The sequence below is a fragment of the Pseudomonas ogarae genome, assembly GCF_014268695.2.
In the GTDB taxonomy this organism is placed as follows: Bacteria; Pseudomonadota; Gammaproteobacteria; order Pseudomonadales; family Pseudomonadaceae; genus Aquipseudomonas; species Aquipseudomonas kilonensis.
In genome coordinates, this window is record NZ_CP077086.1 from 3,323,212 (window position 1) to 3,347,805 (window position 24,594).

The 24,594-nt window shown below is 60.8% G+C and carries 24 protein-coding genes; 9 read left to right on the top strand and 15 right to left on the bottom strand.

Annotated features, from left to right (window positions below; translation table 11 throughout):
• Nucleotides 1-32: 32 nt before the first annotated feature.
• From fapE to HU749_RS14555, 8 genes are all read right to left on the bottom strand, one after another.
• Nucleotides 33-779: a fibril amyloid subunit FapE gene (gene fapE / locus HU749_RS14520; RefSeq protein ID WP_018601565.1), complete on the bottom strand. Its 747-nt coding sequence runs from the start codon at nt 777-779 to the stop codon at nt 33-35.
• A 59-nt stretch (nt 780-838) separates the two neighbouring features.
• The gene (gene fapD / locus HU749_RS14525; RefSeq protein WP_046065378.1) at nt 839-1,519 is read right to left on the bottom strand and encodes a fibril amyloid maturation endopeptidase FapD; all 681 of its coding nucleotides are present in this window, start codon (nt 1,517-1,519) and stop codon (nt 839-841) included.
• A gap of 168 nt (nt 1,520-1,687) precedes the next feature.
• The gene (fapC, locus tag HU749_RS14530; RefSeq protein WP_046065377.1) at nt 1,688-2,650 is read right to left on the bottom strand and encodes an amyloid-like fimbrin subunit FapC; all 963 of its coding nucleotides are present in this window, start codon (nt 2,648-2,650) and stop codon (nt 1,688-1,690) included.
• 59 nt (nt 2,651-2,709) lie between these two features.
• Nucleotides 2,710-3,303 carry a fibril amyloid subunit FapB gene (fapB, locus tag HU749_RS14535; protein ID WP_095962195.1) on the bottom strand — a complete coding sequence of 198 codons (594 nt, stop codon included), beginning with the start codon at nt 3,301-3,303 and terminating at the stop codon, nt 2,710-2,712.
• 1 nt (nt 3,304) lies between these two features.
• On the bottom strand, nt 3,305-3,751 hold the full coding sequence (gene fapA, locus HU749_RS14540) for a functional amyloid chaperone FapA (RefSeq protein ID WP_095962194.1): 447 nt from the start codon (nt 3,749-3,751) through the stop codon (nt 3,305-3,307).
• Nucleotides 3,752-4,075: 324 nt separating this feature from the next.
• The gene (locus HU749_RS14545) at nt 4,076-4,600 is read right to left on the bottom strand and encodes an AAA family ATPase (protein ID WP_079303952.1); all 525 of its coding nucleotides are present in this window, start codon (nt 4,598-4,600) and stop codon (nt 4,076-4,078) included.
• The gene (pnuC, locus tag HU749_RS14550) at nt 4,597-5,160 is read right to left on the bottom strand and encodes a nicotinamide riboside transporter PnuC (RefSeq protein ID WP_079303863.1); all 564 of its coding nucleotides are present in this window, start codon (nt 5,158-5,160) and stop codon (nt 4,597-4,599) included. Before pnuC ends, HU749_RS14545 begins: the two co-directional genes overlap by 4 nt.
• Before the next feature lie 129 nt (nt 5,161-5,289).
• Nucleotides 5,290-6,924 carry a methyl-accepting chemotaxis protein gene (locus tag HU749_RS14555; RefSeq protein ID WP_186650701.1) on the bottom strand — a complete coding sequence of 545 codons (1,635 nt, stop codon included), beginning with the start codon at nt 6,922-6,924 and terminating at the stop codon, nt 5,290-5,292.
• A 273-nt stretch (nt 6,925-7,197) separates the two neighbouring features.
• Here HU749_RS14555 and HU749_RS14560 point away from each other — a divergent pair, with 273 nt between their 5' ends.
• Nucleotides 7,198-8,028, top strand: coding sequence for an undecaprenyl-diphosphate phosphatase (locus HU749_RS14560; RefSeq protein WP_079303861.1), 831 nt, complete (start codon nt 7,198-7,200; stop codon nt 8,026-8,028).
• Entirely contained in the window at nt 8,025-8,444 is a 420-nt protein-coding gene (locus tag HU749_RS14565; protein WP_186650699.1) for a DUF1294 domain-containing protein, read from the top strand. Before HU749_RS14560 ends, HU749_RS14565 begins: the two co-directional genes overlap by 4 nt.
• A 4-nt stretch (nt 8,445-8,448) precedes the next feature.
• Here the strand turns inward: HU749_RS14565 and HU749_RS14570 are convergent, their stop codons facing one another.
• Nucleotides 8,449-8,799 carry an MmcQ/YjbR family DNA-binding protein gene (locus HU749_RS14570; protein ID WP_013693486.1) on the bottom strand — a complete coding sequence of 117 codons (351 nt, stop codon included), beginning with the start codon at nt 8,797-8,799 and terminating at the stop codon, nt 8,449-8,451.
• Entirely contained in the window at nt 8,796-9,704 is a 909-nt protein-coding gene (locus tag HU749_RS14575) for a LysR substrate-binding domain-containing protein (protein ID WP_079303855.1), read from the bottom strand. The genes HU749_RS14570 and HU749_RS14575 overlap by 4 nt, the downstream gene beginning before the upstream one ends.
• A 129-nt stretch (nt 9,705-9,833) precedes the next feature.
• On the opposite strand from HU749_RS14575, the gene HU749_RS14580 reads away from it, so the two are divergent.
• Both HU749_RS14580 and HU749_RS14585 read left to right on the top strand, forming a co-directional pair.
• Entirely contained in the window at nt 9,834-10,442 is a 609-nt protein-coding gene (locus tag HU749_RS14580; protein WP_046065369.1) for an FMN-dependent NADH-azoreductase, read from the top strand.
• A 184-nt stretch (nt 10,443-10,626) separates the two neighbouring features.
• The gene (locus HU749_RS14585) at nt 10,627-11,664 is read left to right on the top strand and encodes an alpha/beta hydrolase family protein (protein ID WP_095974967.1); all 1,038 of its coding nucleotides are present in this window, start codon (nt 10,627-10,629) and stop codon (nt 11,662-11,664) included.
• Nucleotides 11,665-12,598: 934 nt separating this feature from the next.
• Here HU749_RS14585 and HU749_RS14590 read toward each other — a convergent pair.
• Complete coding sequence (locus HU749_RS14590) at nt 12,599-13,792, bottom strand: MFS transporter (protein ID WP_079302418.1); 1,194 nt, start codon at nt 13,790-13,792, stop codon at nt 12,599-12,601.
• 237 nt (nt 13,793-14,029) lie between these two features.
• Nucleotides 14,030-15,619 carry an ABC-F family ATPase gene (locus HU749_RS14595; protein WP_003181279.1) on the bottom strand — a complete coding sequence of 530 codons (1,590 nt, stop codon included), beginning with the start codon at nt 15,617-15,619 and terminating at the stop codon, nt 14,030-14,032.
• Between the two features lie 403 nt (nt 15,620-16,022).
• Between HU749_RS14595 and lpxO the strand changes: the two genes are divergently transcribed.
• A complete protein-coding gene (gene lpxO, locus HU749_RS14600) occupies nt 16,023-16,922 on the top strand; it encodes a lipid A hydroxylase LpxO (RefSeq protein WP_046065365.1) in 900 nt (299 codons plus the stop codon).
• Between the two features lie 16 nt (nt 16,923-16,938).
• On the opposite strand, the gene ligD is transcribed toward lpxO, so the two are convergent.
• Together ligD and ku are read right to left on the bottom strand one after the other, a co-directional pair.
• Nucleotides 16,939-18,906 (bottom strand): DNA ligase D, encoded by a 1,968-nt coding sequence (gene ligD / locus HU749_RS14605; protein WP_095974276.1) that lies wholly within the window; start codon nt 18,904-18,906, stop codon nt 16,939-16,941.
• 32 nt (nt 18,907-18,938) lie between these two features.
• Nucleotides 18,939-19,829: a non-homologous end joining protein Ku gene (gene ku / locus HU749_RS14610; protein WP_046065364.1), complete on the bottom strand. Its 891-nt coding sequence runs from the start codon at nt 19,827-19,829 to the stop codon at nt 18,939-18,941.
• 181 nt (nt 19,830-20,010) lie between these two features.
• Here ku and HU749_RS14615 point away from each other — a divergent pair, with 181 nt between their 5' ends.
• The 4 genes from HU749_RS14615 (at nt 20,011) to HU749_RS14630 (ending at nt 23,554) form a co-directional block, all read left to right on the top strand.
• Nucleotides 20,011-20,352 carry a hypothetical protein gene (locus HU749_RS14615; protein WP_018601530.1) on the top strand — a complete coding sequence of 114 codons (342 nt, stop codon included), beginning with the start codon at nt 20,011-20,013 and terminating at the stop codon, nt 20,350-20,352.
• A 47-nt stretch (nt 20,353-20,399) separates the two neighbouring features.
• Nucleotides 20,400-21,548, top strand: a complete 1,149-nt coding sequence (locus HU749_RS14620; RefSeq protein ID WP_095974275.1) for a PQQ-dependent sugar dehydrogenase — start codon at nt 20,400-20,402, stop codon at nt 21,546-21,548.
• A 331-nt stretch (nt 21,549-21,879) separates the two neighbouring features.
• Nucleotides 21,880-22,887, top strand: coding sequence for a threonine ammonia-lyase, biosynthetic (ilvA, locus tag HU749_RS14625; protein WP_095974274.1), 1,008 nt, complete (start codon nt 21,880-21,882; stop codon nt 22,885-22,887).
• 385 nt (nt 22,888-23,272) lie between these two features.
• Entirely contained in the window at nt 23,273-23,554 is a 282-nt protein-coding gene (locus HU749_RS14630) for a DUF1652 domain-containing protein (protein ID WP_079302422.1), read from the top strand.
• A 98-nt stretch (nt 23,555-23,652) separates the two neighbouring features.
• Here the strand turns inward: HU749_RS14630 and HU749_RS14635 are convergent, their stop codons facing one another.
• A complete protein-coding gene (locus HU749_RS14635; protein WP_046065360.1) occupies nt 23,653-24,591 on the bottom strand; it encodes a carbohydrate kinase family protein in 939 nt (312 codons plus the stop codon).
• Between the last annotated feature and the right edge of the window lie 3 nt (nt 24,592-24,594).

Genomic DNA, 24,594 nt, shown 5'->3' on the forward strand with positions numbered 1-24,594 from the left:
CTATTTGCCCAATGATCGGAGATCAGCGTAGTTCAATAACCGAGGTTACGGAGGCCACGCAGTTGGGTCAGATTGCAGTCCAAGGCGCCGGCACTAGGGCCGTTATTGTTGAGCACCACATTGAGTTGCGTCATGTTGTTGACCAGGTTGCTGTTGCCCAGCAGGCGGGTGTTTTGCAGCAAGCCGCCTTGGGCCACTTGTTGCAGGCTGCTGCCTTGGTTGTGGCTGGCCTGGATCGCCATTTGTACGCCGCTGCCGGTGGCGGTGACCGCGACGCTGCCGGCGGCGTTGCTGCCGCTGATGGTCTGGCCCTTGGTCAGCAGTTGGCCCTGGGAAGGCACAAGCGCTGGCGCCCGGTTGCTCTCCTTCACATTGATGTTGACGTTGTTGTAGGCCGTGTTGCCGTCGCCGGCGGCACGTACGCTCTGGGTCACGCCCTGGCTCGTGCCAAGGCCTGCACCACCGGTAATGTTGCCGCTGCCCTGTTCCGGGACGCTGCCGTTGCCGGTCTGCTTGACGGTGGAGACATAAAACTCGGGTTTGACGGTGGCAGCCTGGATCTGCATGGTGCTGGTGGCACCGATCAAGTCGCCGCTGGCGTTGCGCCAGGTACTGCTCATGACGATGCCAAAGCTGATGACTCGGCCGGGCATGACATAACGACCGCGCAGCTCGGCAAGCTCCTGGTCCTTGACTTCGATGGGTTTGAAGCCGGCATGGGCATAGCCCGAGGCAGTCGCGAGCAGGCAGGCCAGCGACAGCCAGTGTGAGGTTTTCATGTGTTGCTCCCGGAGCGTCCTGCTCCTTGTTGTACTTATTGTTGGCAGTAGGTCGGCGATTAAAAAAAGTCGCTCTGAATGAAGCCGAAATCCATCAGTTCCGCATCCCTGACCGGGTTGAAACCGTCCAGCTTGTTACGGGCTGTCAGGGGTTGAGGAGGGCTGCGTAGCGCATTGGTCTTGTCATAACCCGGGCCGACGATCGCGAAGACGATGCCGTTCCAGCCTTTGACGAACTCATCATGGGCGTAGCGCTTGTGGCCCAGCACCGGGTCGCCGATGTAGACCCATTGCTTGTCGGCCCGCTGCAACACCACGAAGTGCTTGTAGCCGCGTATATCCATCAGGACCACCACCGGGATCGTCACCGCTTCGAGTTTCTCTGGCGGTATCCGGTAGCCTCGGGCACGCATGCCGATGCTTTCCACGTAGCGCTTCATGTCCAGCATGGAAAAACCCTGGGTGCGAACCAGGTCCTGGTCGGCATTGACCAGCATGCCTTTGATGACGTGCTCTTCATCGACGTCAAGCCAATAGGCCTGGCGCAACACCGTGGCCAGTGCGGCGGCGCCGCAACTGAAATCGGTTTTCTGCTCGACGATGTCGCTGAACTTGCGCTCGCGTACGCTTTGCACCGGTTTGTAGACCAGCATGCCGCCAGGCAGGGCGGCGACCGGTATCTGCGCGGCTTCAGCCACGCACGCCAGGCAGAGCAGCAGGGAAACGGCAGTGACACGCATGATCAATACGCCTAGTGGACATCCGGGAAAAAAGCCCACTGTGGGAGCGAGTCCGTGGGAGCAAAGCTTGCTCGCGATAGCGGTTTACAGCCAACAGAGGCGTTTTATGTAACGACCTCATCGCGAGCAAACTTTGCTCCCACAGACTCGCCCTACAGCGGTACTTTTTTACATGCAAGCCCTGCAGCCGGCCGCGATGGACAGCGAGTTGCTTTGCTGGTTGCCCACGCCTGCCGACACGTTGGCGCCGCCGTTACCGGAGAAGCCGTTCATGGAGTTGGTCATGGTGGCGTTGTTGATCACAGGGTTTTTCCAACCGTCGCGGGTCAGCACCTGCTGGGTGTTGCTGCCGGCCAGTTCGAAAGTCCCCACGGCGGAGAACTTGAACTTGTCGTCATCGTGACCGCCGTTACCGCCTCTGTTGCCCCAGCCACCATGATCGTCTTCTTCCACGGTGCCGGTGCCTTTGGCCTTGAAGGTGCCAGAAGCGGCGTAGGTGCTGGTGAGCGTGTCGGTTTTGTAGGTCCGTACACCCTTGTTGTCGACCACAAGACCGGTGGAGGACTGATTGGCCTCGGCAGAGGCCTGTGCGACACGGCCACCCGACACTGCGATGGCCAGGTTGTTTTTCTGTTGGTTGAAGTTGCCGGCGGTCACGTTGATGCCGATGTTGCCGGAGCCGTTGTTGCCTGCATTGGTGAGCGAGGCGTTGTTGTGGGTCGAGTTGTTTTTTACATAGTTGTTGGTATTGGTTTGCGTGGCACTTGAGGCGGCGACAGCCGAGCCGAAGATGAAGCTTTCGTCAGCGGTAGCCAGCGCTGCGGCGTTGTCTTGTTGGTTACCGTCGCCAGCGGCGATGTTCGCCCCCATGTTCCCGTTGCTGCCATTGAGGGAATCGGTAGCTTCGGCGGTGTTTTTAGTGCCCTGGTTGAGCACCTCGTTGCCGTCGCTGTTCTGCTCATCAATCACGGTAGCCATCGCGCTGGCGTTGATGGACAGCTGTTCTTCCCACGTAGGGCCTTTGGGACCATGGTGGCCGTGCCCGTTGCCGTTTCCTCCAGCCTGTGCAGCCATTGCCATGACAGCGGCGAGAGCGAAAACCAATGGTTTGAGTGCCATTGTAGGTTTCATGGTGTTTCTCCTTGCGTGTCGTTGGTTAAGTGTCAGTACTTTCTTATGTAGCCTCCGGGTCAATCAGCGACTCGGATGCTCAGGGTGTTAGCCATACGGTTCCCCACCCCGGCGCTCTGGTTCACCTGGATTACCCCTCGGCTGCCGGTGAAGGCCTGGTCGCTGGTAACGACCTGGCGACTGCCGGTTGGGGCGCCAGCTGCTCCTGAGTTCGGTAGCAACGCCACGTTCTGTTGAGACAGGGCGCTGTCGTCAATGCTCTGCGGCTGGGCACTGATGCCCACGCGCATGACATTGGCCATCTGGTTGTTGGCCCCGGCGGACTGGTTGACGCCCAGCACACCGTTGCCGTTGGTAAAGGATTGGCCGCCGATGCGGGCGGTGGCGTTCATTGAGGGGTTGGCCTGTGTGTCGACCCGTTGCTGCACGCTCGTGCTGGCCTGGGCGTGGCTGCCAATGGCGATGGCCCGGGCATTGGTCTGCTGGATCTGGTCACCGGCCGCCTGGTTGACGTTGAAGTTGCCGGTGTAATGGCTGCCGGAGTCCTGCAGGTTGGCGTTACTGATCACCGCAACACCCGAATCGGCAAATACGGTGAAAGAGCTGAGCAGGGAAAGCATGAACAGAGTGAGCAGAAACAGCGCGGGCTTCATATCACTGACCTCCCGCCAGCCGACCCAGCGGGGCCAGGCCGGAACTCAACGAGCGGTTGATGGTGCCGGAGATCGCGCCACCGCTACCGCCACCGTGCCCGGCATTCATGCCCGGCATGCCGTTGGGGTTGGTCACGACGTTCAGGCCCTGCACGCCCGTGTTCGGGTTGATGGTGTTGCGGATCGACGAGCCGCTGGCCACGCTGGCGAACTCACCATCGCTCAGTTCGGTGCTGGCGGTCGCCTGGTTGATTCGTTCGGAGGGGTTGGCATTGACGGTGGTCGGGTAGGGGTCTTTACCACCGTTGCGACCAATTGCGATGGGCTGCACGTCACGGTTGAGCACAATGACGCCGTTGCCCTCGGCCTGAGCTGGCAGACTGAGCGTTGCGCTGGCGGCGCAGCCGATCAACAGCAGACAGGTCAAACTTTTCTCGAAAGTTCCCACGGCATCGATTCCTTCTTCGGTGGGCTGGCCCTGGTCCAGCGTTGCGAAATGGGGCAGAGCAGGTGTCGTGCCGTGTTTTGGAATGCCTTTGGATTCAATGAGTTGGATTTATGGGGAGGATGCCGGGGAAGGGACCTGTTTCAGCGCTGAGACAAGGGGCATGGTGACCAGGCGGTCACACACTGTCCCAGGGCTCTGGATCCAGGCTTTTGGGGGGGTGTTTCAGAAGCTTGACAGTCTTGATGGCAATTTGGTGAAAGCGACGTTGGATCCGGGTTTGCAGCGACCGTGGTGTTTCAGCAATGGAACAGATCACCCTTGTGGTCAGGCTTCAAGCAGGCGGGCAACGGCGGCGAACACTTGCTGCTGGCGTTGCGCCCAATCACCTTCAATGACCTGGAACGGTTGCCGATTTACGCTCAGCCAAGCCTCGATCGCCTGAAAAAACGCCAGCCGTTCTGCCAGTTCGGGTTGGCAACGCAAACCGTCGCCGGTCCATTCGACCTGCTCGGGGCTCAGCAGCAGGTGCAGGTCATAATGACGGGCCAGCAGTGCCGGCTCGAGCCAGTCCGGGCAGTCGCCGAACAGGGTCTGGCTCCAGAGGATGTTGCTCAGCAGGTGCGTGTCGAGGATCAACAGCGCGGGACGGCGGGCACGGGCTTGATCTTCCCCGGCCAGTTGGCCGGAGGCGATGTCGGTGATGTCGGCCAGGCAGGTATCGCGCCGGGTCTGTTCCATGAAGTGGCGCACGTACTCATCCACCCGCACGCCGCCAAAGTGTTCCTGCAATTGCGCCGCCAGCCAACTCTTGCCGCTGGATTCCGGGCCAGTCAGGACCACCACCTTCATGCGCGCAGGGCCGGGTCGGCGCGCCATTCTCGCCAGCCTTGCACGGCCAGGAGGGTGAACAGGGCGTAGAGCGCGGCGGTCAGGTGCAGGCCCTTGTAGATGAACAGGCCGACGAAGATCACGTCCAGGACGATCCACAGCGGCCAGCATTGCACGCGTTTTTGCGCCATCCACCACTGGGCGACGAGGCTGAAACCGGTGAGCGCGGCATCGAGCCAGGGCTGGGCGGCATCGGTCCAGTGAGCCATGGCGGCGCCCAACAGCAGGCTGCCTGCCGCGCCGATGGCCAGGCCGAGCAACACCGACGGCCCGCCGAGGCGGCTGACCTGGCGTCCATCATGATTGTTCCCGGCTCGGGTCCATTGCCACCAACCGTAGAGTTGCAGCACCGCGTAGACAACCTGCAGCAGCATGTCCGAGTACAACTTCACCTCGAAAAAAATCCAGCTGTACAGCAACACCATGACCAGGCCGATCGGCCAGCACCAGGGGTTCTGCTTGACGGTCAACCAGACAGCGATCACGCCGAGGGCTGCGGCAAACAGTTCAAGCCCGGACATGGCGGTTCCTTGGGGCAGTAGAAGAGGGCGGCGATTGTAAACGCTATGGCGTGGGCAGCTCCAATACCAATGTTGAATGTACCGTCGCTATCGCGAGCAAGCCCGCTCCCACAAATAGCCCATCAATCTTCAGACCCGGAACTGCTTGAGCAAACCGTTCAACTCTTCACTCAGTGCCTTGAGGCGGCTGCTTGCCTGGCTGGATTGTTCGGCGGCCATGGCGGTGCTGTGGGACAAGCCGGCGGCCTGGGTGACGTTCTGGTTGATGTCTTCCACCACATGGGCCTGTTGCAGGGTGGCACTGGCGATGGAGGCGTTCAGGCTGTTGAGATTGCGCAGGGCCTGGCCGATGGCGTTGAGGCTGGCCCCGGCCAGGCCGGCCTGTTCGATGGTCAGTTGCGAGGCGCGGCTGCTGTCGCTGATGACTTTCACGGCGGCTTCGGAATGGGTTTGCAGGCGCTCGATCATCGCCTGGATCTCTGCGGTGGACTTCTGTGTACGCTGGGCCAGCAGCCGCACTTCATCGGCGACCACCGCAAAGCCCCGGCCTTGTTCGCCGGCGCGGGCGGCTTCGATCGCGGCGTTGAGGGCCAGCAGGTTGGTCTGCTCGGCAATGGAGCGAATCACCTCCAGCACGCTGCCAATCTGGGTGCTTTCACTGGCCAGGGTGCGGATCACTTCCACCGCCTGGTCGATGGTCTGGGACAGGCGGTCGATCTGCTGCAAACTGCCATCAATGTTGACCTGGCCTTGCTGGGCCTGGGATTCGGCGTCGCGCATCTCGCTGGCCGCGTGCTCGGCGTTCTTGGCCACGTCCTGCACGCCATAGGTCACTTCATTGATCGCGGTCGCCACCAGTTCCATTTGTTGCGACTGCTGCTGGCTGCGTTCCTGGGCCTGGGCGGCGTCGTTGCCCAATTCACTGGAGGACTGCCCCAGCGCGCTGGCCGAAGCTTGCAGTTGGGTCACCACTTGCCGCAGCTTGGCGGTAAAGGCGTTGAAATGCCGCGCCAGTTGGGTGACTTCGTCCTGGCCGTGGGTATCGAGGGTGCGGGTCAGGTCACTTTCGCCGCTGGCGATATTGGCCATGGCGTTGACCGTTTCCTGCAGCGGGCCGACGATGCTGCGCACAATCAGGGTCAACAGCAGGCCCATGAGCAGGGTGATGATCAGGCCGACCACCGAGGCCTTGATCACTTGGGACTGGAACTCGGCCTGGACGTCATCGATGTAAACGCCCGAACCGATGATCCAACCCCAGGGTTCGAACAATTGGACGTAGGAGGTCTTGCCCACCGGGGCCTCGGCGCCTGGCTTCGGCCAGAGGTAGTTGATCATGCCGGCGCCCTTGGACTTGGCGATGGCAACCATCTCGTTGAACAGCGCATAACCGTTCGGGTCACGGATCGCCGAGAGGTTCTGGCCTTCAAGTTTCGGGTTGGTCGGGTGCATGACCATGACCGGCGCCAGGTCGTTGATCCAGAAATAATCACTCTGGTTATAGCGCAGGCCACGCACGGCGCTGAGGGCCTGCTTTTGCGCGGCGTCGCGGGTCAGGGTGCCAGCGGTTTCCAGGCCATGGTAGTAGGTCAGTACACCGCTGGCGGTCTGTACCACGTGCTGGGTTTTCTGCACCTTGGCTTGGTAGAGGTCGGTGTGGATCTGTTTAAGCATCAACGCGCCGAGCGTGAACAACATCACGACGGCCACGACCAGGATGAGCCACAAGCGTCGGCTGATCGACACACTGCGCAAGCTATTCATACGCTGTCACTCCGGTTTTTTATTCTTGTCATATCGACGGCCGGCACTGTAGCGCCCGGCCGCTATCGGTCATTGACCTGAGTCACAACGCGGCAGCGTTATCAGGGCTTGTCTGATAGGATTTCGGCCCCGCAGCGCAAAACCTGAGCCTGTTCTGATTTTTCATTGGTTTTTTTTGAAAGGTCACGGTTATCGTGCACCGGCCGCGGGGTACCTGCATGACACTTGAATATTGATAAGACCTGCATGAACAGCGTCTTTTTTGGGGGATGAATGGATTTGTGGACCGCCTTTTCGGCACTGATTCTTGGCGTAGTAGAAGGCTTGACGGAGTTTCTGCCGATTTCCAGCACGGGGCACCAGATCATTGTCGCCGACTTGCTTGAGTTCGGTGGCGAACGTGCGATGGCGTTCAACATTATCATCCAGCTCGGCGCGATCCTGGCGGTGGTCTGGGAGTTCCGGCGCAAGATCTTCGATGTGGTGCTGGGTCTGCCGACGCAACCCAGCGCCCGCCGGTTTACCGCCAACCTGCTGATCGCCTTCCTGCCTGCCGTGGTCTTGGGTGTGCTGTTCGCCGACTGGATCCACCACTACCTGTTCAACCCGATCACGGTGGCCGCCGCGCTGGTGGTGGGCGGCCTGGTGATGCTCTGGGCCGAGAAGCGCCAGCACCAGGTGCACGCCGAAACGGTGGACGAGATCTCCTGGAAGGATGCACTGAAGGTCGGCCTGGCCCAATGCATTGCGATGATCCCAGGTACCTCCCGTTCCGGTGCGACCATCATCGGTGGCCTGCTGTTCGGGCTGTCGCGTAAAACCGCTACCGAGTTTTCGTTCTTCCTGGCGATGCCGACCATGGTCGGTGCGGCGGTCTACTCGGGCTACAAATACCGTGAGTTGTTCGTCCCGGCGGATTTCCCGGTGTTCGCCATTGGCTTCGTCACGGCGTTCATTTTCGCCATGATTGCGGTCAAGGGCCTGCTGCGATTCATCGCCAGTCATAGCTACGCCGTGTTCGCCTGGTATCGAATCGCCTTCGGCCTGTTGATCCTGGCAACCTGGCAATTCGGCTGGGTGGACTGGACCGCTGCCCAGTCATGAACGAGTCAGGCAGGCGCAAGCGCGCCGGACGCAATGTCGACGGCGCCGTGCAGCACCTGCGGCTCAAACTGATGCTGTTTGCACTGCTCTGTGCCTTGCCGTTGTTCGGTGCGCTGCTGTTCGGACTACGGGCGGTGTCGTGGGTGCCGATGGTGGCCTATGGCGTCGTCAGCGTGGTGGCATTCCTGCTGTACTGGAGCGACAAGCGCAAGGCGCGCGCCGACGCCTGGCGCACCCCGGAGAATGTGTTGCATGCGGTGGAACTGGCCGGCGGTTGGCCCGGAGCCTTCCTGGCCCAGCAGCTGTTTCGCCACAAGACCCGCAAAGTGTCGTTTCAGGTGGTGTTCTGGTTCATCGTGCTGCTGCACCAGGTGTTCTGGATCGACCAGTTGTTCCTGGGCAGCTATCTGTTCTGAATGGCTAGAGCAACAGGCCCACCTGCGTGCGCTTGGGCAATTTGCTGACCACCAATTGGTGTGAGCGTTGCAGCAGGCCACGCAGCTCTTCGGCCCCCAGCGGGTAGGGCACTTGCATGATGACCCACTGGGCCCGCGCTAGGTAAGGCGCCGGGTGAATGCCCGGCCGGTCGCAGTGCCCCAGGAACAGGTCCTTGTCGACCTTGAACGCCAACGAGTCGCCTCGCAGGCCCTGCAGGGCGAACATCTTGTTCCCGGCAATGGAAAACACCCGCACGCCGCCCCATTTGTAGTCCTCCCTGGCGCCGGGCAGGCCCAGGCAAAACTGCGCGACATCCTCTTCGCTCAACCTCATATCGTTCTATCTCCACAGCCCTCGAAGGCTTCCACCAAATGATCGATCCATGCACGCACCGCTGGCAGCATACCGCGCCGATGCGGGTAGACCGCCTGGAGCCAGCCATCGGGCGACGACCATCCAGGCAACAGTTCCACCAGTGTGCCGTCCTGCAATTCCTGCTCGCAATACATGCTCGGCAATAAAGTGAAGCCCAGGCCGGCGAGGGTGCAGGCCCGGCGCACAATGAAGTCGTCAATGCCCAGGCGGGCTTCCAGGCTCAGTTCCACACGCTGCCCATCGCCGTTGACCAAGCGCAGGTGCACTTGGCGATCGGCTTCCAATGCCCCGAGCGCCGGCAACTGTTTGAGATCGTCCGGGGTTTCGATCCGCCGCCCTTCGACAAAGGCTGGGCTGGCGACCATCATCAGCCGCGCCTGGCGCAGACGTCGGGTCATCAGCAAGGGGTCCTCGTCCCCCAGGTCACGCACGCGCAACGCCACGTCGATGCCTTCGCCGATCAGGTCCACCCGCCGGTTGAGCAGGGTCATGTCCAGTTGCACCAAGGGGTATTTCACCAGGAAGGTTTCGATTACCACCGGCAGGAACTGGTGGGCCAGCCCTACCGGACTCGACACCCGCAATCGGCCACGGGGTTCGCTGGACATGCTCGCCACCGCTTCGTCGGCCATCTCGGCCTCCAGCAACATGGCCTGGCAGTGGCGCAGATAACGTTCGCCGACCGCCGTCAATTTCAACTGGCGGGTGGTGCGCTGGAGTAATCGGGCGCCGAGGCGTTCTTCCAGCTCGGCGATACGCCGCGACAAGCGCGACTTGGGAATGCCCAGCAACCGTCCGGCCGCCGCGAAACCGCCGGCTTCGACGACTTTGGCGAAGTAGTACAAGTCATTGAGGTCTTGCATATCGAGCTCGATTGTCCTGTCAGTGGGACAAACTATCGCATTTATGCCGACTTATCGATCATTGGCTTCGTCGATAGGATTGTCGCCAATTGATCGCCTGGTTGCGGTCCTCACTTGGAGAGCACTGACATGAAACTGCTGCACATCGATTCGAGCATCCTCGGCGACCACTCTGCTTCCCGCCAATTGAGCCGTGAAGTGGTTGAAGCCTGGAAAGCTGCCGAGCCAGGCATCACGGTGACCTACCGTGATCTGGCCGCTGATGCCATCAGCCATTTTTCCGCCCAGACCCTGGTTGCCGCCGGTACCAGCGCCGAATTGCGCGACGCCGCGCTCAAGTACGAAGCTGACCTGAGCGCCGAGACGATGGCAGAATTCCAAGCGGCGGACGCGCTGGTCATCGCAGCCCCCATGTACAACTTCAGCATTCCGACCCAGCTCAAGGCCTGGATCGACCGCATTGCCGTGGCTGGCCAGACGTTTCGCTACACCGAAGCCGGGTTCGAAGGGCTGTGCGGCGGCAAGAAACTGGTGATCGTTTCCACCGCGGGCGGCTTGCATGCCGGCCAGCCGAGTGGCGCAGGCCATGAGGAATACCTGAAAGTGATGTTCGGTTTCCTGGGCATCACCGATATCGAATTCGTCCGTGCTGAAGGGCTCGCCAAGGGCGACGACATGCGTTCCAAAGGCATGAACGAAGCCCAGGCGCAGATCGGCGAACAGTTCGCTGCTGCGTAAGGCTTGCGTAAAGGCACCGAGCGATTCGGGCAACCTTCGTAAAACCCTGTATTCTCGTCGTCATTGGATGGCCGGGATGCAGGGTTTTGCTGCATTCGGCGCCGGGCTTTATGGCGCAGCTTATGCACGGCCAAGATGGCGAGCGACGGGGCCTTCCCGTGCGCTGGTGAAGGTGGACGATTCGATGATACGTTTTGGTGCAGCGTTGTTGCTTTGCTTGTTTGCCAGCGTTGGTTCAGTGCAGGCCGCACCGGGGCCGCATCCGCATTGGAGCGCGGGTTTCCATGAGCTGAGCTTTCTCGATCCGCTGGATCAGCAGCCGATGCGCGCCATCGCCTTTTATCCGTCCACCGACCGGGAACAGTCCAGCCTGCTGGCTGGCTACCAGATCGATGCCGCACCAGACGCCCAGATCGCCATCGGCCGCTTTCCACTGTTGATGCTGTCCCATGGCAATACCGGTACGCCGCTGGCCCTGCATGACCTGGCCACCGCCCTGGCGCGCAAGGGGTTTGTCGTCGTGGCGGTGATTCATCCCGGCGACAACAACCAGGATCACAGTCGGCTTGGCACCCTGAGTAACCTGTACGGGCGGCCGATCCAGATTTCCGAAGCCATCACCGCCACGCTCAATGACCCGATGCTCTCGCCGTTCGTCAACGCCGGGCAGGTTGGGGTGATCGGCTATTCGGCTGGCGGCGAAACCGCGCTGATCCTGTCGGGTGCGACGCCGGACCTCAATCGCCTGCGCCGTTACTGCGTGGAGCGACCGGATGACCGAGACGCCTGTAATACCCAAGGCGAACTGATCGCCGACCGCGATGACCTGCAACCCGTGGCCGACCCCAGGGTCCGGGCATTGTTGTTGATGGCGCCGTTGAGCCTGAAGTTTGGCCGTCATACCCTGGCCGATGTCCACGTGCCGGTGCTGCTGTACAGCGGCGATGGCGACAAACTCGTGGCCTTCGACAAGAACGCCGCCGCTCTGGCCCGCAAGCTGCCCACTGCTCCGGACTTCAAGACCCTGGCCGGCGCGGGGCACTTTGTCTTCATGGCGCCGTGTACCGACGAGCAGGTCGCTGCGATGCCGGCGCTTTGCACGGATGCTGACGGGGTCGACCGCAAGGATATCCACCGCACCATGATCTCCGAGGCCAGTCGCTTCTTTGGCGAGGCCTTGGGCAAGCCGACCCGGGCAGGGATGAGGACGGCTGATCAATAGAGAGGCATGGTTTTACGTAAGGATGGTGTGTATATCCATTGCTGCGGTAACGGCTGCTTAGGGTTCCGCTCTTACAGCGGGTCACTTTCGAAAAGCGCGAAAGTAACCAAAGCGCTCTTGCCCCACCACTCGGTGCCTCGCTTAGGCTCGGCATGCCTTCACTCCGGCATTGGTTCGTGGGCCGCCGCGAAGGGCCATCCATGGCCCAGCGCGGCTAACCCGGCATCCATGCCGGGTTGCCCACGAACCAATGCCTGCGTTCAGCCATCGTGGTTAACGGGGCGCCCGAGATCAACGTCCACCGCGAGGCGGCCTAACAGCCGACCTGGTTCTTGATGGGACCGCGTTTCTCCTGTGGGAGCGAGCTTGCTCGCGATGGCGATGTGTCCGGTTGCGGCGATGTTGGATGTGCCGGCCTCATCGCGAGCAAGCTCGCTCCCACAGGTTTTGCGGTGTACATGGATTTTGTGTCTGCTGAAGATCCAATGTGGGAGCGAGCTTGCTCGCGATAGCGGTGGCTCAGCCACATAGAATACCGGCATGTACCTCGCTCTTGCTCTCGCTTTGGATCTTGCTCTTGCTTTGGATCTTGATCTGAACGCCCCGTTAAACCACGCTGGCCGAACGCAGGCCTTGCGCAGTGGGCACCTCGGCATGGATGCCGAGGTAGCCGCGCTGGGCCATGGATGGCCCTTCGCGGCGGCCCACGGAGCAATGCCGGAGTGAGGGCACACCGAGCCTAGGCGAGGTGCCAAGTGGTGGGGCAGAAGCGTTTTGCTTACTTTTGACTGGGCCGGCTCCCGGGCTTCTCAAAAGTGAGCCGCCGTCAGGGCGGAACCCTAAGCGGCCGTTACCGCAGAAACGGATATACACACCAGAGCAGGTAAATACCGGACCTTCTCAAAACAAAAAACAGCAGTGAACAGTATGACGATCAATAAGGTGCGCTTATGGCTCGGCGACGCAGCAGCAGAGTCAGGCCCAGTCCAGTGACGGACAACAAGGCAGCACAGAAGAAAATCGACGAATAACCCATGTTCAACGCCACCGCCCCCATCAGCGGACCGGCAATCGCCAGCGCCAGGTCAAAGAACACCGCATAAGCGCTCAAACCGGCACCCCGACTGGTGTTCGGCACCTGCTTGATGGCCTCCACCCCCAGCGCCGGGTATACCAGCGACAGCCCGAAGCCGGCCAGCCCGGCACCGACCAGGGCGAACGGGGTGGACGGTGCCAGCCACAGCAATACCAGACCGAGGGTTTCGATGCTCATGCAGGCAATGGCCGAGTTGAAGCCACCGAAGCGGGCGATGCTGGAAATGAACAACAACCGCGCCAGGATGAAGCAAATACCAAACACCGTCAGGCACCAGGCTGCGCCGGTCCAGCCGCGACTGACATAAAACAAGGTGATGAACGTGGTGAGCGTGCCGTAGCCGATCGACGCCAGGCTCAGGCCCGCCCCGTACGGCGCAATGCGCCCAAACACTGCCCAGAAAGGCAAGCGCTCGCCGCGAATGACCGGTACCGACGGCTTGTTGCGAATCATCAACAGCGCAGCGCCCGCCAGCAACGACAAGGCAACGCCCAGGCTGGCGAAGCCCAGTTCACCGACCATCACCACCCCCAATGGGGCGCCAATGGCAATGGCCCCGTACGAGGCGATGCCATTCCAGGAAATCGAGCGGGCCGTGTGCTCCACACCCACCTGGCCCATGCACCAACTGATGGTACCCACGCCAATCAGCCCTTGGGCCACGCCGAGCAGCAGACGGCCGGCAATCAGGATCAGCAGGCTGGGCAGGGGAAAGCTTTGCAGCAAGGTCGAGAGCAGCGTCAGCACGCCGCTGAGCACAATCCCCGACAGCCCGTAGACGATGGCCCGCTTGGTGCCGACGCTGTCCGACAACCGCCCAGCCATGGGGCGGCTGAGCAGGGTCGCCAGGTACTGTGAACCGATGGTCAACCCGGCCACCACCGCGCTGAAGCCCAGTTGTTCGTGGACATAACCCGGCAGCACGGCAATGGGCAGGCCGATGCAGAGAAAGGCGATGAAGGTGTAGAAAACGATGGAGACGATCTGCAGGGTGATCGACAGGGAGCTGGAGGCAGGTGAGGGCGTGGGCATAGGGCTCGTTCGCGGGCAGCGGTAAGAGAGCCTCATCATGGCGCGAGGAGGGGATAAAAGAAAGCAGGCTAACTAAATGTGCTTGGGGGCTGGGTGTTCAGTTTGGATTGAGGGTAAATGTACCGGCCTCATCGCGAGCAAGCTTTGCTCCCACAGGGGATTGACCTTTGGGATACAAAAAGGCCCTGTCACAGTGGACAGGGCCTTGCTTTTGCAGCGAACAGCCAAGGGCCGTCCTTAGAACACCACACCCTGGCTGCGCAGGTAATCGTCATAGGTGCCGCTGAAGTCGACCACGCCATCGGCGCTCAGCTCGATGATGCGGGTGGCCAGGGACGAGACGAACTCACGGTCATGGCTGACGAAGATCAGCGTGCCCGGGTAGTTTTCCAGTGCCAGGTTCAGCGCTTCGATCGATTCCATGTCCAAGTGGTTGGTCGGTTCGTCCATCACCAGCACGTTCGGCTTTTGCAGGATCAGCTTGCCGAACAGCATGCGGCCTTGCTCACCACCGGAAATGACCTTGACCGACTTGAGGATCTCGTCGTTGGAAAACAGCATGCGGCCCAAGGTGCCACGAACCAGTTGTTCGCCGCCCTGGGTCCATTGGCCCATCCAGTCGAACAGGTTGACGTCGTCTTCGAAGTCATGGGCATGGTCCTGGGCGTAGTAGCCCAATTCCGCGGCGTCGGTCCATTTCACGGTACCGGCATCGGGTTCCAGTTCATTGACCAGGGTGCGCAGCAAGGTGGTCTTGCCGATACCGTTCGGGCCAATGATCGCCACGCGCTCACCGGCTTCGACGGTGAAACTGAAGTCCTTGAACAGCGGCTTGCCGTCAAACCCTTTGGCCATGCGCTCGACAATGACCGCCTGGCGGTGCAGTTTCTTGGTCTGCTCGAAGCGAATGAACGGGCTGACACGGCTCGAAGGCTTGACCTCGGCCAGTTGGATCTTGTCGATCTGCTTGGCGCGAGAGGTGGCCTGCTTGGCTTTCGAGGCGTTGGCCGAGAAGCGACTGACGAACGACTGCAGCTCGGAAATCTGGGCTTTCTTCTTGGCGTTGTCCGACAGCAGTTGCTCGCGGGACTGGGTCGCCACGGTCATGTACTCGTCGTAGTTGCCCGGGAACAGGCGCAGCTCGCCGTAGTCCAGGTCCGCCATGTGGGTGCAGACACTGTTCAGGAAGTGACGGTCGTGGGAGATGATGATCATCAGGCTCGAACGCTGGGTCAGCACGTTTTCCAGCCAGCGGATGGTGTTGATATCCAGGTGGTTGGTCGGTTCGTCGAGCAGCAGCACTTCCGGGTCGGAGAACAGCGCCTGGGCCAGCAATACACGCAGCTTCCAGCCTGGCGACACTTCGCTCATCGGGCCGAAATGCTGTTCGATGCCAATCCCCAGGCCCAACAGCAGTTCACCGGCACGGGATTCGGCGGTGTAGCCGTCCATCTCGGCAAATTCGGTTTCCAGCTCGGCCACGGCCATGCCGTCTTCTTCGGTCATTTCCGGCAGCGAATAGATGCGATCGCGCTCGGCCTTGACCTTCCACAGCTCTTCGTGACCCATGATCACGGTGTCGATCACGGTGAATTCTTCGTAGGCGAACTGGTCCTGGCGCAGTTTACCCAGGCGCACGTTCGGCTCGAGCATGACCTGGCCGCCAGACGGCTCAAGGTCGCCGCCGAGGATTTTCATGAAGGTCGACTTGCCGCAACCGTTGGCGCCGATCAGACCGTAGCGGTTACCCGCGCCGAATTTGACAGAGACGTTTTCGAACAGTGGCTTGGCGCCGAACTGCATCGTGATGTTAGCTGTAGAGATCAAAGGTTTATCCTGCGGAACATTCAGAGTAGCTAAGGGTGCGGCAGTACCTGTTCAGTACCTGTTTGCGCACGTCCCGACCGCCCAAAGGCGTCGCGGTCGCAAGCGCAAGGGTCCATCCGGCATAAGAGGACAGCAGCATACGGAGCGCCTGGCCCGGTAGACGTGCGCCGAAACCGTGGTTTGCGGTATCGGCCAAAGGGGGCGCGTAATAGTTGGCGGCAATTGTACTGATCTGGCCGCATAAACGATAGGGGATTGCCTGGGCAAGACAGTTTTTCACAATTGAAGGATAACTTTCGGTTACAAACTGTGGCTAGAATGCCATCTCACCCGATGCCATCTCCCTTGCCGCTTGGCTGGCCCGGGAAAGCAACCTGTTCACTCCTGCATTGTGACGGTTTCCGTGAAGCTCATCATTGTTGCGATCTACATGTTCTCCATTGGCTACGTTCATCTGCGCGGGCGGGTGCGGCATAAGATCGGACGCCAGTTGAGCGATCATTCGTCTTTTCTCGCGCCGATCAATTGCCTGCTTTACCTGTGCTCGAAACTGCCCAACAGGCCGTTCCTGAGCCCGGCGCAGTTCCCGGACCTGAGCCCGTTGCAGGCCCACTGGGAAGAGATCCGGGCCGAAGGCCAGAACCTGCTGCACGCAGGGGAGATCAAGCGTTCCAATCAATACGACGACGTGGGCTTCAACTCGTTCTTCAAGACCGGTTGGAAGCGTTTCTACCTGAAGTGGTACGGCGACAGCCATCCTTCGGCCATGAAACTGTGCCCACGCACCACCGAACTGGTGCAGAGCATCGGTTCGATCAAGGCGGCGATGTTTGCCGAGTTGCCGCCGGGCTCGAAGCTGGTCCGCCACCGCGACCCATATGCCGGGTCCTATCGGTATCACTTGGGCCTGGAAACGCCCAACGATGCCGGTTGCTACATCAATGTCGATGGCGAGCCTTATCATTGGCGCGATGGCGAGGCGGTGATCTTCGACGAAACGTTTATTCATTACGCCCAGAACACCACCGACCAAAACCGCATCATCCTGTTCTGCGACGTGGAGCGGCCCATGAAGTTTCGCTGGGCTAGCGCGTTCAACCGCTGGTTCAGCCGCACCGTGATGGCGGCGGCGGGTGCGCCCAACGACGCGGGTGACAGGACGGGCGGCCTGAACCGGGCGTTCTCCAGGCTCTACAAGATCCGCTTGCAAGGCAAGGCCCTGAAGAAACGCAACCGCACGCTGTATTACCTGCAGAAGTGGGCTTTTTTTGGTGGTTTGCTGGCGATCTTTGTCTGGATTTGAACACCGGATTTACCCCTCATGCCTCGGGTTTTTGCGCATCCAGCTGCGCCCACATCCTGGCCGTGATCCGCTGGCGGTGGTTGTAGCCTTCCCAGGGATCGGCACCCAAGCCCTTGGCCCGTTCCAGGGCGGTATAGATGTCCCATTGCTGGGCGTTGCGCAGGGTCTGCAGTTCGGCCCGGGCAATCGGCACCGAGACCGGTAGGCCTGGCCTGGCGCGTACTGAGTAGGCGGCCACCGTGCTGGCCCCGCGGGCGTTGCGCAGGTAGTCGACGAATATTTTCCCGACGCGGTTCTTCGGTCCCATGGTGGCGGTGATGCGCTCTGGCATTTGCCGGGTAAGGAACTGTGAGATGGCCTTGGCGAACGCCTTGGTGGTGTCCCAACCCTCACTTCTCGCCAAGGGCACGATCACGTGCATGCCTTTGCCACCGCTGGTCTTGAGAAAAGCCTGCAAACCCAACTCGTCGAGCACCGTCAAGGTCATGTGGGTCGCCTCGATCATGGCGCGCCAGGGCAGCGAAGGGTCCGGGTCCAGGTCCAGGACAAACATATCGGGCGTCTCGATTCGGTCGTGGGTCGCGGTCCAGGTGTGCAGTTCCACCGTGCCCATCTGCGCCGCGCTGACCAGGGCGTGGATGTCATCGATTTCCATCAGCGCCGCATGGCCTGGGTCCAGGCGAGGATCCAGCTGCTTGATGTGGGGAATCTCCAGGCGATCGGCGTGTTTTTGGAAGAACTGCTCTTCGCCGATACCGTCCGGTGCCCGTAGCAGTGCGACCGGTCGCTGCTTGAGGTGCGGCAGGATCCACGGCGCGATGTCCAGATAATACTGCGCCAGTTCAGCCTTTTGCACGCCGCTGACACTGTCGATGACCCGATCGGGGTGGGTAATCGTCACGCCGTCGACCTTGGCCGCGCGGGCTTTGCTGCGACGCTTGGGTTCTGGCGTCGTGGGCTTTATCGGCAGGGGCTGCTCGCGAACAATCTTGTTGGCCGGCATATTGGTCGGCCAGCCCAGGAAAATAGCCTGCCGCACCTGGTTATCGCGGGTCCATTCAGTGAACTCGACCTCGCAGGTCTGGTCAGGTTCGACCCATTGCACGCCGCGCTCCTGCACACCGTTGAGTGGCAAAGCCAGTGGCGACGTCTCGCGCTGCTGCACGCACAATTGCGCATGTAATTGTTTGATTTGCGCCTGGCTGAACCCTGTGCCGACCCGACCGGCGTACACCAGCCCCGACGGCCCGTTGACCGCCAGTAACAGCGCGCCGAAACCGCTGCGCTTGCCTTGGGGGCGGGTGAACCCGACGATGACGAGGGCTTGGCGTAACCGGCACTTGAGCTTTACCCAATCGGCGCTTCGCCGGGACATATAAGGGCTGCCCAGGCGCTTGCCGACCACGCTGTCCAGGGAGAGCGCGATAGCGCTTTCGAACATGTCGTGCTGGCTTGCGGAAAACGACTCGGAAAAGCGCAGGCGCTGGCTGGCGTTGTTGCCAAGGGCTTTTTTCAGGGCTGCACGGCGTTCTTCCACCGGTGCCTGACGCAGGTCGACACCATTGAGGAAGGGCGCATCGAACAGGAAATACACCATGTCGACGGTGCGGCTGATGTCGAAGGCCTGGCGCAGGGCCGCGAAATCGGACTGGCCGGCATCATCGAGTAGAACCAATTCGCCGTCGAGCCAACTGTCCCCCAGGTTCAACCCGGCCAGGGCGTCGGCATGCAGCTTCAACCGCTCGGTCCAATCCTGGTGATTGCGATTGAACAAGCGGACTTCGCCACGCTCGATGCGGGTCAGCAGCCGATATCCGTGGAATTGGACTTCATAGCGCCATTCGCCGGTAGGCGGTTCTTCCACCGGCGTGGCCAATTGCGGCGACAGGCGCTCAGGCAGGCGGTTTTGAGGCGCCTTGCGGGCCGTCGTAGCGTCCGACTTGGCGTTGGACAAGCGAGCAGATTCACTCTCGGCGTTGGCCATGACAGATTCCCTTGTATTGCACACGCCAGGGTTTACCCCCGGGAGGCCTTGGTGGCTTTTTTGGCAGGAGCGGATTTGCGGCTTTTCGCAGGTTTTGCAGGGGCTTTCCCGGCGGATTTGTCGGTGACCTTGCCCTTGCTGCCCAGGCTGCGCTTGAGCAACTCGGTAAGGTCGATGACATCGGCGGTCTTGCGTTGTTCTTCGCCCGGGTCGGTCTCCACCGCTTCGAGACGGCCTTCATTGGCCTTTTTCTCCACCAGTTCCATGATTTTGTCTTCGAAACTGTCCCGGTATTCTTGCGGCTCCCAGTCGGCGCTCATGTCTTCCACGAGACGCTTGGCCATTTCCAGCTCGCCCTTGGCCAGGGTCGGGTTCGTCACCTCGTCGCCCAACTCGAGGACATCAAGGTCGCGCACCTCCGCGGGCCAGCGCAGCATCACCAGTACCAGCGCCGATTCAAGGGGCATGAGCGCCGCCAGGTGCTGGCGGGTATGCAGCACGACGTGGGCCAGGGCGACCTTGTGGGTCTTGACCAGGGTTTCGCGCAGCAGGGCATAGACTTTGCCCCCGCGTTTGTCGGGGGCGAGAAAGTAGGGCGTGTCGATGTTTTGCAACGGGATCTTCTCGCTGTCGACAAAGGCAAAGATATCGATGGTCTGGGTGGACTTGGGGTGGGCGGAGCGAATTTCCTCTTCGCTGAGCAGCACGTATTGACCCTTCTGGTACTGGACGCCCTTGACGATGTCTTCCTTGGTCACTTCCTTGCCCGTGGCCTTGTTGACCCGCTTGTAGCCCACCGGGTCCATGCTGCGCTTGTCCAGCCAGTCAAAATCCACGCCCTGGGAAGAGGTGGCCGACACCAGCGCGACAGGAATGTGGACCAGTCCGAAACTGATTGCGCCTTTCCAGATTGCCCGTGCCATGGTGGTGTTTTCCTTGCCGGTGAATGTCTTTCTGGTGACCTTCGCGCCTTGGGAAAAGTTTCCATTGTGGGGAGCGAGCTTGGAGACTCTTGGTTACATCTTCACCGGGACATTTCGCTTAACAATGGCGAACCTGCGGCGTAGCGTGCTTTCGATATGCCTGAACTCAAGAGGTGTCCGAATGAACAGGCTGATACTCGCCATCATGACGCTATTACTGACCGCCGCTGCCCAGGCCACCCCTCCGGGCGAAGGCCCTATGGTCCTGGCCCAGAATCTGCCGGGCAACAACAATCCCTATAACAGCCCGACACGGCGGGCCAATCCCAACAGCATGCAGGGCACCCGGCCCAACGTGCCGACGATTCATGACAATCCGAGCGTGCCTGTACCACGCCCACCGACCCTGGAAAATGGCGGTATCGGTAATGGCTACCCTCGATCCGGCCAACCGTCGGGTTCGCCGCGTCCCACCATCGAGTCTCCCACGCCCCCCAGGAACAGCCAGAATGGCAACCGCTAGGCGCTGGAGCCCGTTGTTCTCTTTCAACACCGCAGAAGGAAATGTGCATGTTGCGTAAAACACTCCTGGCCGCCTGTTGCGCCAGCGCTGTCCTGACCTTTGCCATGCCGGCTGCTGCCGCGCCAACCCAGTCATTCAAGAGCGAGGAGGGCACCCTGGAAGTGACCACCGTGGTCAAGGGGCTGGAACACCCTTGGTCCGTCGCGTTCTTGCCTGGTCAGCAGGGCATGCTGGTGACGGAGCGACCGGGCAACCTGCGCGTGGTCAGCCCCGATGGTCAATTGTCCACACCCTTGAGTGGCGTGCCACAAGTGTGGGCCAAGGGCCAGGGTGGTCTGCTGGACGTGGTGCTGTCGCCTGACTTCAAGCAGGACCGTACCGTCTACCTGTCTTATGCCGAGGCGGGCGCAGACGGCAAGGCCGGCACCGCCGTGGGACGCGGGCAACTGTCCGAAGACCTCAAGAGCCTGAAGAATTTCGACGTGATCTTCCGCCAGCAGCCCAAGCTGTCCACGGGCAACCACTTTGGCTCGCGACTGGTCTTCGATCGCGACGGCTATCTGTTCATTACCTTGGGGGAAAACAACGAGCGGGCCACCGCCCAGGACCTTGACAAGCTGCAAGGCAAGGTCGTGCGTATCTACCCCGACGGCAAGGTGCCCGACGACAACCCCTTCGTCGGCCAGAAAGACGTCCGTCCCGAGATCTGGTCCTACGGCATGCGCAACCCTCAGGGCGCGGCCATCAACCCTTGGAATGGCACGCTGTGGGAAAACGAGCACGGGCCCAGGGGCGGTGATGAATTGAACATCATCGAGCGCGGCAAGAACTACGGCTGGCCACTGGCGACCCATGGTATCAACTACTCCGGCGCCCCGATTCCCGAAGCCCAGGGCAAGACCGTCGAGGGTGGCCTTGACCCTCACCACGTCTGGCAGGTGTCACCGGGGCTCAGCGGCATGGCGTTCTACGACCATGATCGTTTCAAGGCCTGGCAGCGCAACGTGTTCATCGGGGCGCTGGTGCCCGGAGAACTGATTCGCCTGCAATTGCAGGGCGACAAGGTCGTCCATGAAGAGCGTTTGCTGGGCGAGCTCAAGGCACGCGTCCGGGATGTTCGCCAGGGCCCGGATGGTTACCTGTATGTGCTGACGGATGACGACGACGGGGCGTTGTACAAAGTCGGACTCAAGTAATTGTAGAAAATGTGGGAGCGAGCTTGCTCGCGATGGCTTTGGGTCAGCTGATATTAATGCTGACTGACACACCGTTATCGCGAGCAAGCTCGCTCCCACAGGTAAAGCTGTCCACTTAAGACTGTCGCCACAGCTAATCAATATTTGCCATTGACTTGCCACCAACTCACCGCTAATTTCCAACCATGACTTCAACCGTACTGCGCAGCCAGCCAAGCATTATTACCGCCATTCCTTATTTGGCGGGTTAGCTGACGGCTGCACCCAACCCGCCCTGGAGGCGGGTTTTTTCTTTCTGTCTCCTGGGCTCCGCCCGAACCAGGAGATCGCCATGACCGTTACCCGCACCGAGCAAGCCCTGCTTGAGCACTATGTTAAGAAGATTCTCGCCGCGCCGGTCTATGAACTGGCCGTGCGTACGCCGCTGCAAGCGGCTCCTGCACTGTCCGAGGCCTTGGATAACCGGATCCTGCTCAAGCGTGAAGACCTGCAACCGACCTTTTCCTTCAAGATCCGCGGTGCCTACAACAAACTCGTGCAACTGACCCCGGAGCAGCGCGCCCGTGGCGTCATCACCGCGTCTGCCGGCAATCATGCCCAGGGGGTCGCGCTGGCGGCACGGGAGTTGGGTATTTCGGCCAGCATCGTCATGCCTGTGACCACTCCCCAATTGAAGGTGCTGGGCGTGCGCAACCGAGGCGCCGAAGCGATTCTGCACGGGGAAAGCTTTCCGTTTGCCCTGGCGCACGCGCTGGACCTGGCCGAGCAGACCGGACGGGAGTTCGTCTCGCCTTTCGATGACCCGGACGTGATCGCCGGGCAGGGCACTGTCGCTATGGAAATCCTGCGCCAGCACCCCGGCCAGCTGGATGCGATTTTCGTCCCGGTCGGCGGCGGTGGGTTGATCGCCGGGATCGCGGCCTACGTCAAGTACCTGCGCCCGGAGGTACGCATCATCGGCGTCGAGTCGCAGCATTCTGCTTGCCTCCAGGCGGCGCTGGCAGCCGGCGAGCGGGTGACCTTGCCAGAGGTGGGAACCTTCGCCGATGGCGTGGCCGTCGCGCAGATCGGCGCCCATGGCCTCGATATCTGTCGTTTCTGTGTCGATGAAGTGATAACCGTGAGCAACGATCAACTGTGCGCCGCGATCAAGGACATCTATGACGATACCCGTTCCATCACCGAGCCGTCGGGCGCACTGGCGGTGGCAGGCATCAAGCAGTACGTGGCGCACACGGGGGCGCGAGGCCAGACGCTGGTGGCGATCGACTCCGGTGCCAACATCAATTTCGACAGTTTGCGCCACGTGGCCGAGCGTGCGGCGGTGGGCGCGATTTGAGTTTTTTACGCTACGTCACACTTTTTTTGAAGCAGGCGACGGATGCCCGCTTGCGTCTTCACATTAGGGGCTACTCTAGTTTGCGAACAGGATAAAAGCGATTGCAGTTTGCATGGAAAAAGTAGCGTTTCCTTGCATTTTGCACGAGCTCTCTGACGCGGGACGAAGCTAAGCGTTTGATTCAGATCAATCCGCAAGGTCTTCAATACAGGCACACTTCTTGCGGGATGATCCAAGAGTTCGCCTGGCGAACTCATTGACTGAAAACGCTAAAAAGAACGAACGAACGGCACGGTATTCGTAGTCCCAGTCCGCAGGGAAGAAAACGGACGAAAATACCGCCGGCGTGAACATAAGTTGGCCGCCTCAACAGGAGAGAGTCGCCATGTTTCTATCTGCCCTCGAAATGCGAAACATCATTGAAAGCAGCTTGTTGCCCAAGCGCTCGCAATGCACCTTGTCACCTGAGCTTAAGATGACGGTCAAGATTTACGACGATCACGAAACCGATCGCGTGGCTTTGGTCAAAACCGACATCGATGCCAATAAACTCACCGGTTGCCGGGCCATCAACGACTTGATCGCCGAGCTGCGTACCGAGCTCGACCACAACCCTGCCGTTGGCAATCACTTTCATCAGCAACACCATCGGATGACCGGGCGCTAATAGCAGCCTTGTTCTTGTTAGCCTGACGCTCGGGTCCGGTCATGTCCGAACCCGGCGTCCAGTTTTTTAGCCGCGATTTTTTAGCCGTGATGCGCCATTCAGTTCAATTGTTGCCTATAGGGCAGGTCCGGCCCGGTTTTGCCACACGTCAAGGCGGCGGCGCGAATGGCGAACTCAAGCATGGCGCTGATCTGCTCCCGGGTCAGGGTTTGCAAGCCCTCGACCGAATCCAATTGTTGTTCAGTCAACCACGCAATCAGCGCGGCCTGGAAGGTGTCGCCTGCACCCACGGTGTCGGCGATCTTCACCGGACAGGACGGCAGCGACCATGAGCCGTATTGGCGACTGAAGACCGTAGCGCCCTGGCCGCCACGGGTCAGGAAGACCAATTGGCAGCGGTTCCCCAGCCAACCTTCGATGATGGCCTTGGGCTCCACCCCTGGGTAGAGCAGCTCCAGATCCTCGTCACTGACCTTGATCAGGTCGGCATACTGCACCAGTGTCGCAATCCGTGAGCGCCACAGCGCGATATCCGGCTGCGGGTTGAGCCGCACGTTCGGGTCGAGGCTGATCAGGCGCTGGCCGCTTTCGCGTTGCATCAGGGCCAGGAGCGTGTCGGCGATGGGCTGGACCACCAGCGAGAACGAGCCGAAATGCAAGCCGCGCACATCGGGGCCCAGGTCCGGTAGATGCGCCAGGCTCAGTTGTCGGTCCGCACAGCCTTCGCCGCGAAAACTGTAGTGGGGCGAACCATTGGCGCCTACGGCAACCATCGCCAGGGTGGTCGGTGCGTCGAACTCCACCAGATATTGGGCGCTGACACCTTCATTGAGCAGCACCTGCTGCAAGCGTCGGCCAAGGTAGTCGGTGGACAGCCCGGTAAACAGCGCCGAATCAACACCCAGGCGGCGCAGCCCCACGGCCACGTTGAACGGTGAACCGCCGGCAATGGCCTTGTAGTTCACTTGCGAGGCAGGCCCATCCGCCTCGGTTTCACTGAAAAAATCAAACAGCGCTTCACCACACACCAAATACATAGT

What these genes read in the sequence shown, in the direction of transcription:
- fapE (WP_018601565.1), bottom strand. Translation starts at nt 779, where the DNA reads ATGAAAACCTCACACTGGCTGTCGCTGGCCTGCCTGCTCGCGACTGCC.
- fapD (WP_046065378.1), bottom strand. Translation starts at nt 1,519, where the DNA reads ATGCGTGTCACTGCCGTTTCCCTGCTGCTCTGCCTGGCGTGCGTGGCT.
- fapC (WP_046065377.1), bottom strand. Translation starts at nt 2,650, where the DNA reads ATGAAACCTACAATGGCACTCAAACCATTGGTTTTCGCTCTCGCCGCT.
- fapB (WP_095962195.1), bottom strand. Translation starts at nt 3,303, where the DNA reads ATGAAGCCCGCGCTGTTTCTGCTCACTCTGTTCATGCTTTCCCTGCTC.
- HU749_RS14545 (WP_079303952.1), bottom strand. Translation starts at nt 4,600, where the DNA reads ATGAAGGTGGTGGTCCTGACTGGCCCGGAATCCAGCGGCAAGAGTTGG.
- pnuC (WP_079303863.1), bottom strand. Translation starts at nt 5,160, where the DNA reads ATGTCCGGGCTTGAACTGTTTGCCGCAGCCCTCGGCGTGATCGCTGTC.
- HU749_RS14555 (WP_186650701.1), bottom strand. Translation starts at nt 6,924, where the DNA reads ATGAATAGCTTGCGCAGTGTGTCGATCAGCCGACGCTTGTGGCTCATC.
- HU749_RS14560 (WP_079303861.1), top strand. Translation starts at nt 7,198, where the DNA reads ATGGATTTGTGGACCGCCTTTTCGGCACTGATTCTTGGCGTAGTAGAA.
- HU749_RS14565 (WP_186650699.1), top strand. Translation starts at nt 8,025, where the DNA reads ATGAACGAGTCAGGCAGGCGCAAGCGCGCCGGACGCAATGTCGACGGC.
- HU749_RS14570 (WP_013693486.1), bottom strand. Translation starts at nt 8,799, where the DNA reads ATGAGGTTGAGCGAAGAGGATGTCGCGCAGTTTTGCCTGGGCCTGCCC.
- HU749_RS14575 (WP_079303855.1), bottom strand. Translation starts at nt 9,704, where the DNA reads ATGCAAGACCTCAATGACTTGTACTACTTCGCCAAAGTCGTCGAAGCC.
- HU749_RS14580 (WP_046065369.1), top strand. Translation starts at nt 9,834, where the DNA reads ATGAAACTGCTGCACATCGATTCGAGCATCCTCGGCGACCACTCTGCT.
- HU749_RS14585 (WP_095974967.1), top strand. Translation starts at nt 10,627, where the DNA reads ATGATACGTTTTGGTGCAGCGTTGTTGCTTTGCTTGTTTGCCAGCGTT.
- HU749_RS14590 (WP_079302418.1), bottom strand. Translation starts at nt 13,792, where the DNA reads ATGCCCACGCCCTCACCTGCCTCCAGCTCCCTGTCGATCACCCTGCAG.
- ligD (WP_095974276.1), bottom strand. Translation starts at nt 18,906, where the DNA reads ATGGCCAACGCCGAGAGTGAATCTGCTCGCTTGTCCAACGCCAAGTCG.
- ku (WP_046065364.1), bottom strand. Translation starts at nt 19,829, where the DNA reads ATGGCACGGGCAATCTGGAAAGGCGCAATCAGTTTCGGACTGGTCCAC.
- HU749_RS14615 (WP_018601530.1), top strand. Translation starts at nt 20,011, where the DNA reads ATGAACAGGCTGATACTCGCCATCATGACGCTATTACTGACCGCCGCT.
- HU749_RS14620 (WP_095974275.1), top strand. Translation starts at nt 20,400, where the DNA reads ATGTTGCGTAAAACACTCCTGGCCGCCTGTTGCGCCAGCGCTGTCCTG.
- ilvA (WP_095974274.1), top strand. Translation starts at nt 21,880, where the DNA reads ATGACCGTTACCCGCACCGAGCAAGCCCTGCTTGAGCACTATGTTAAG.
- HU749_RS14630 (WP_079302422.1), top strand. Translation starts at nt 23,273, where the DNA reads ATGTTTCTATCTGCCCTCGAAATGCGAAACATCATTGAAAGCAGCTTG.
- HU749_RS14635 (WP_046065360.1), bottom strand. Translation starts at nt 24,591, where the DNA reads ATGTATTTGGTGTGTGGTGAAGCGCTGTTTGATTTTTTCAGTGAAACC.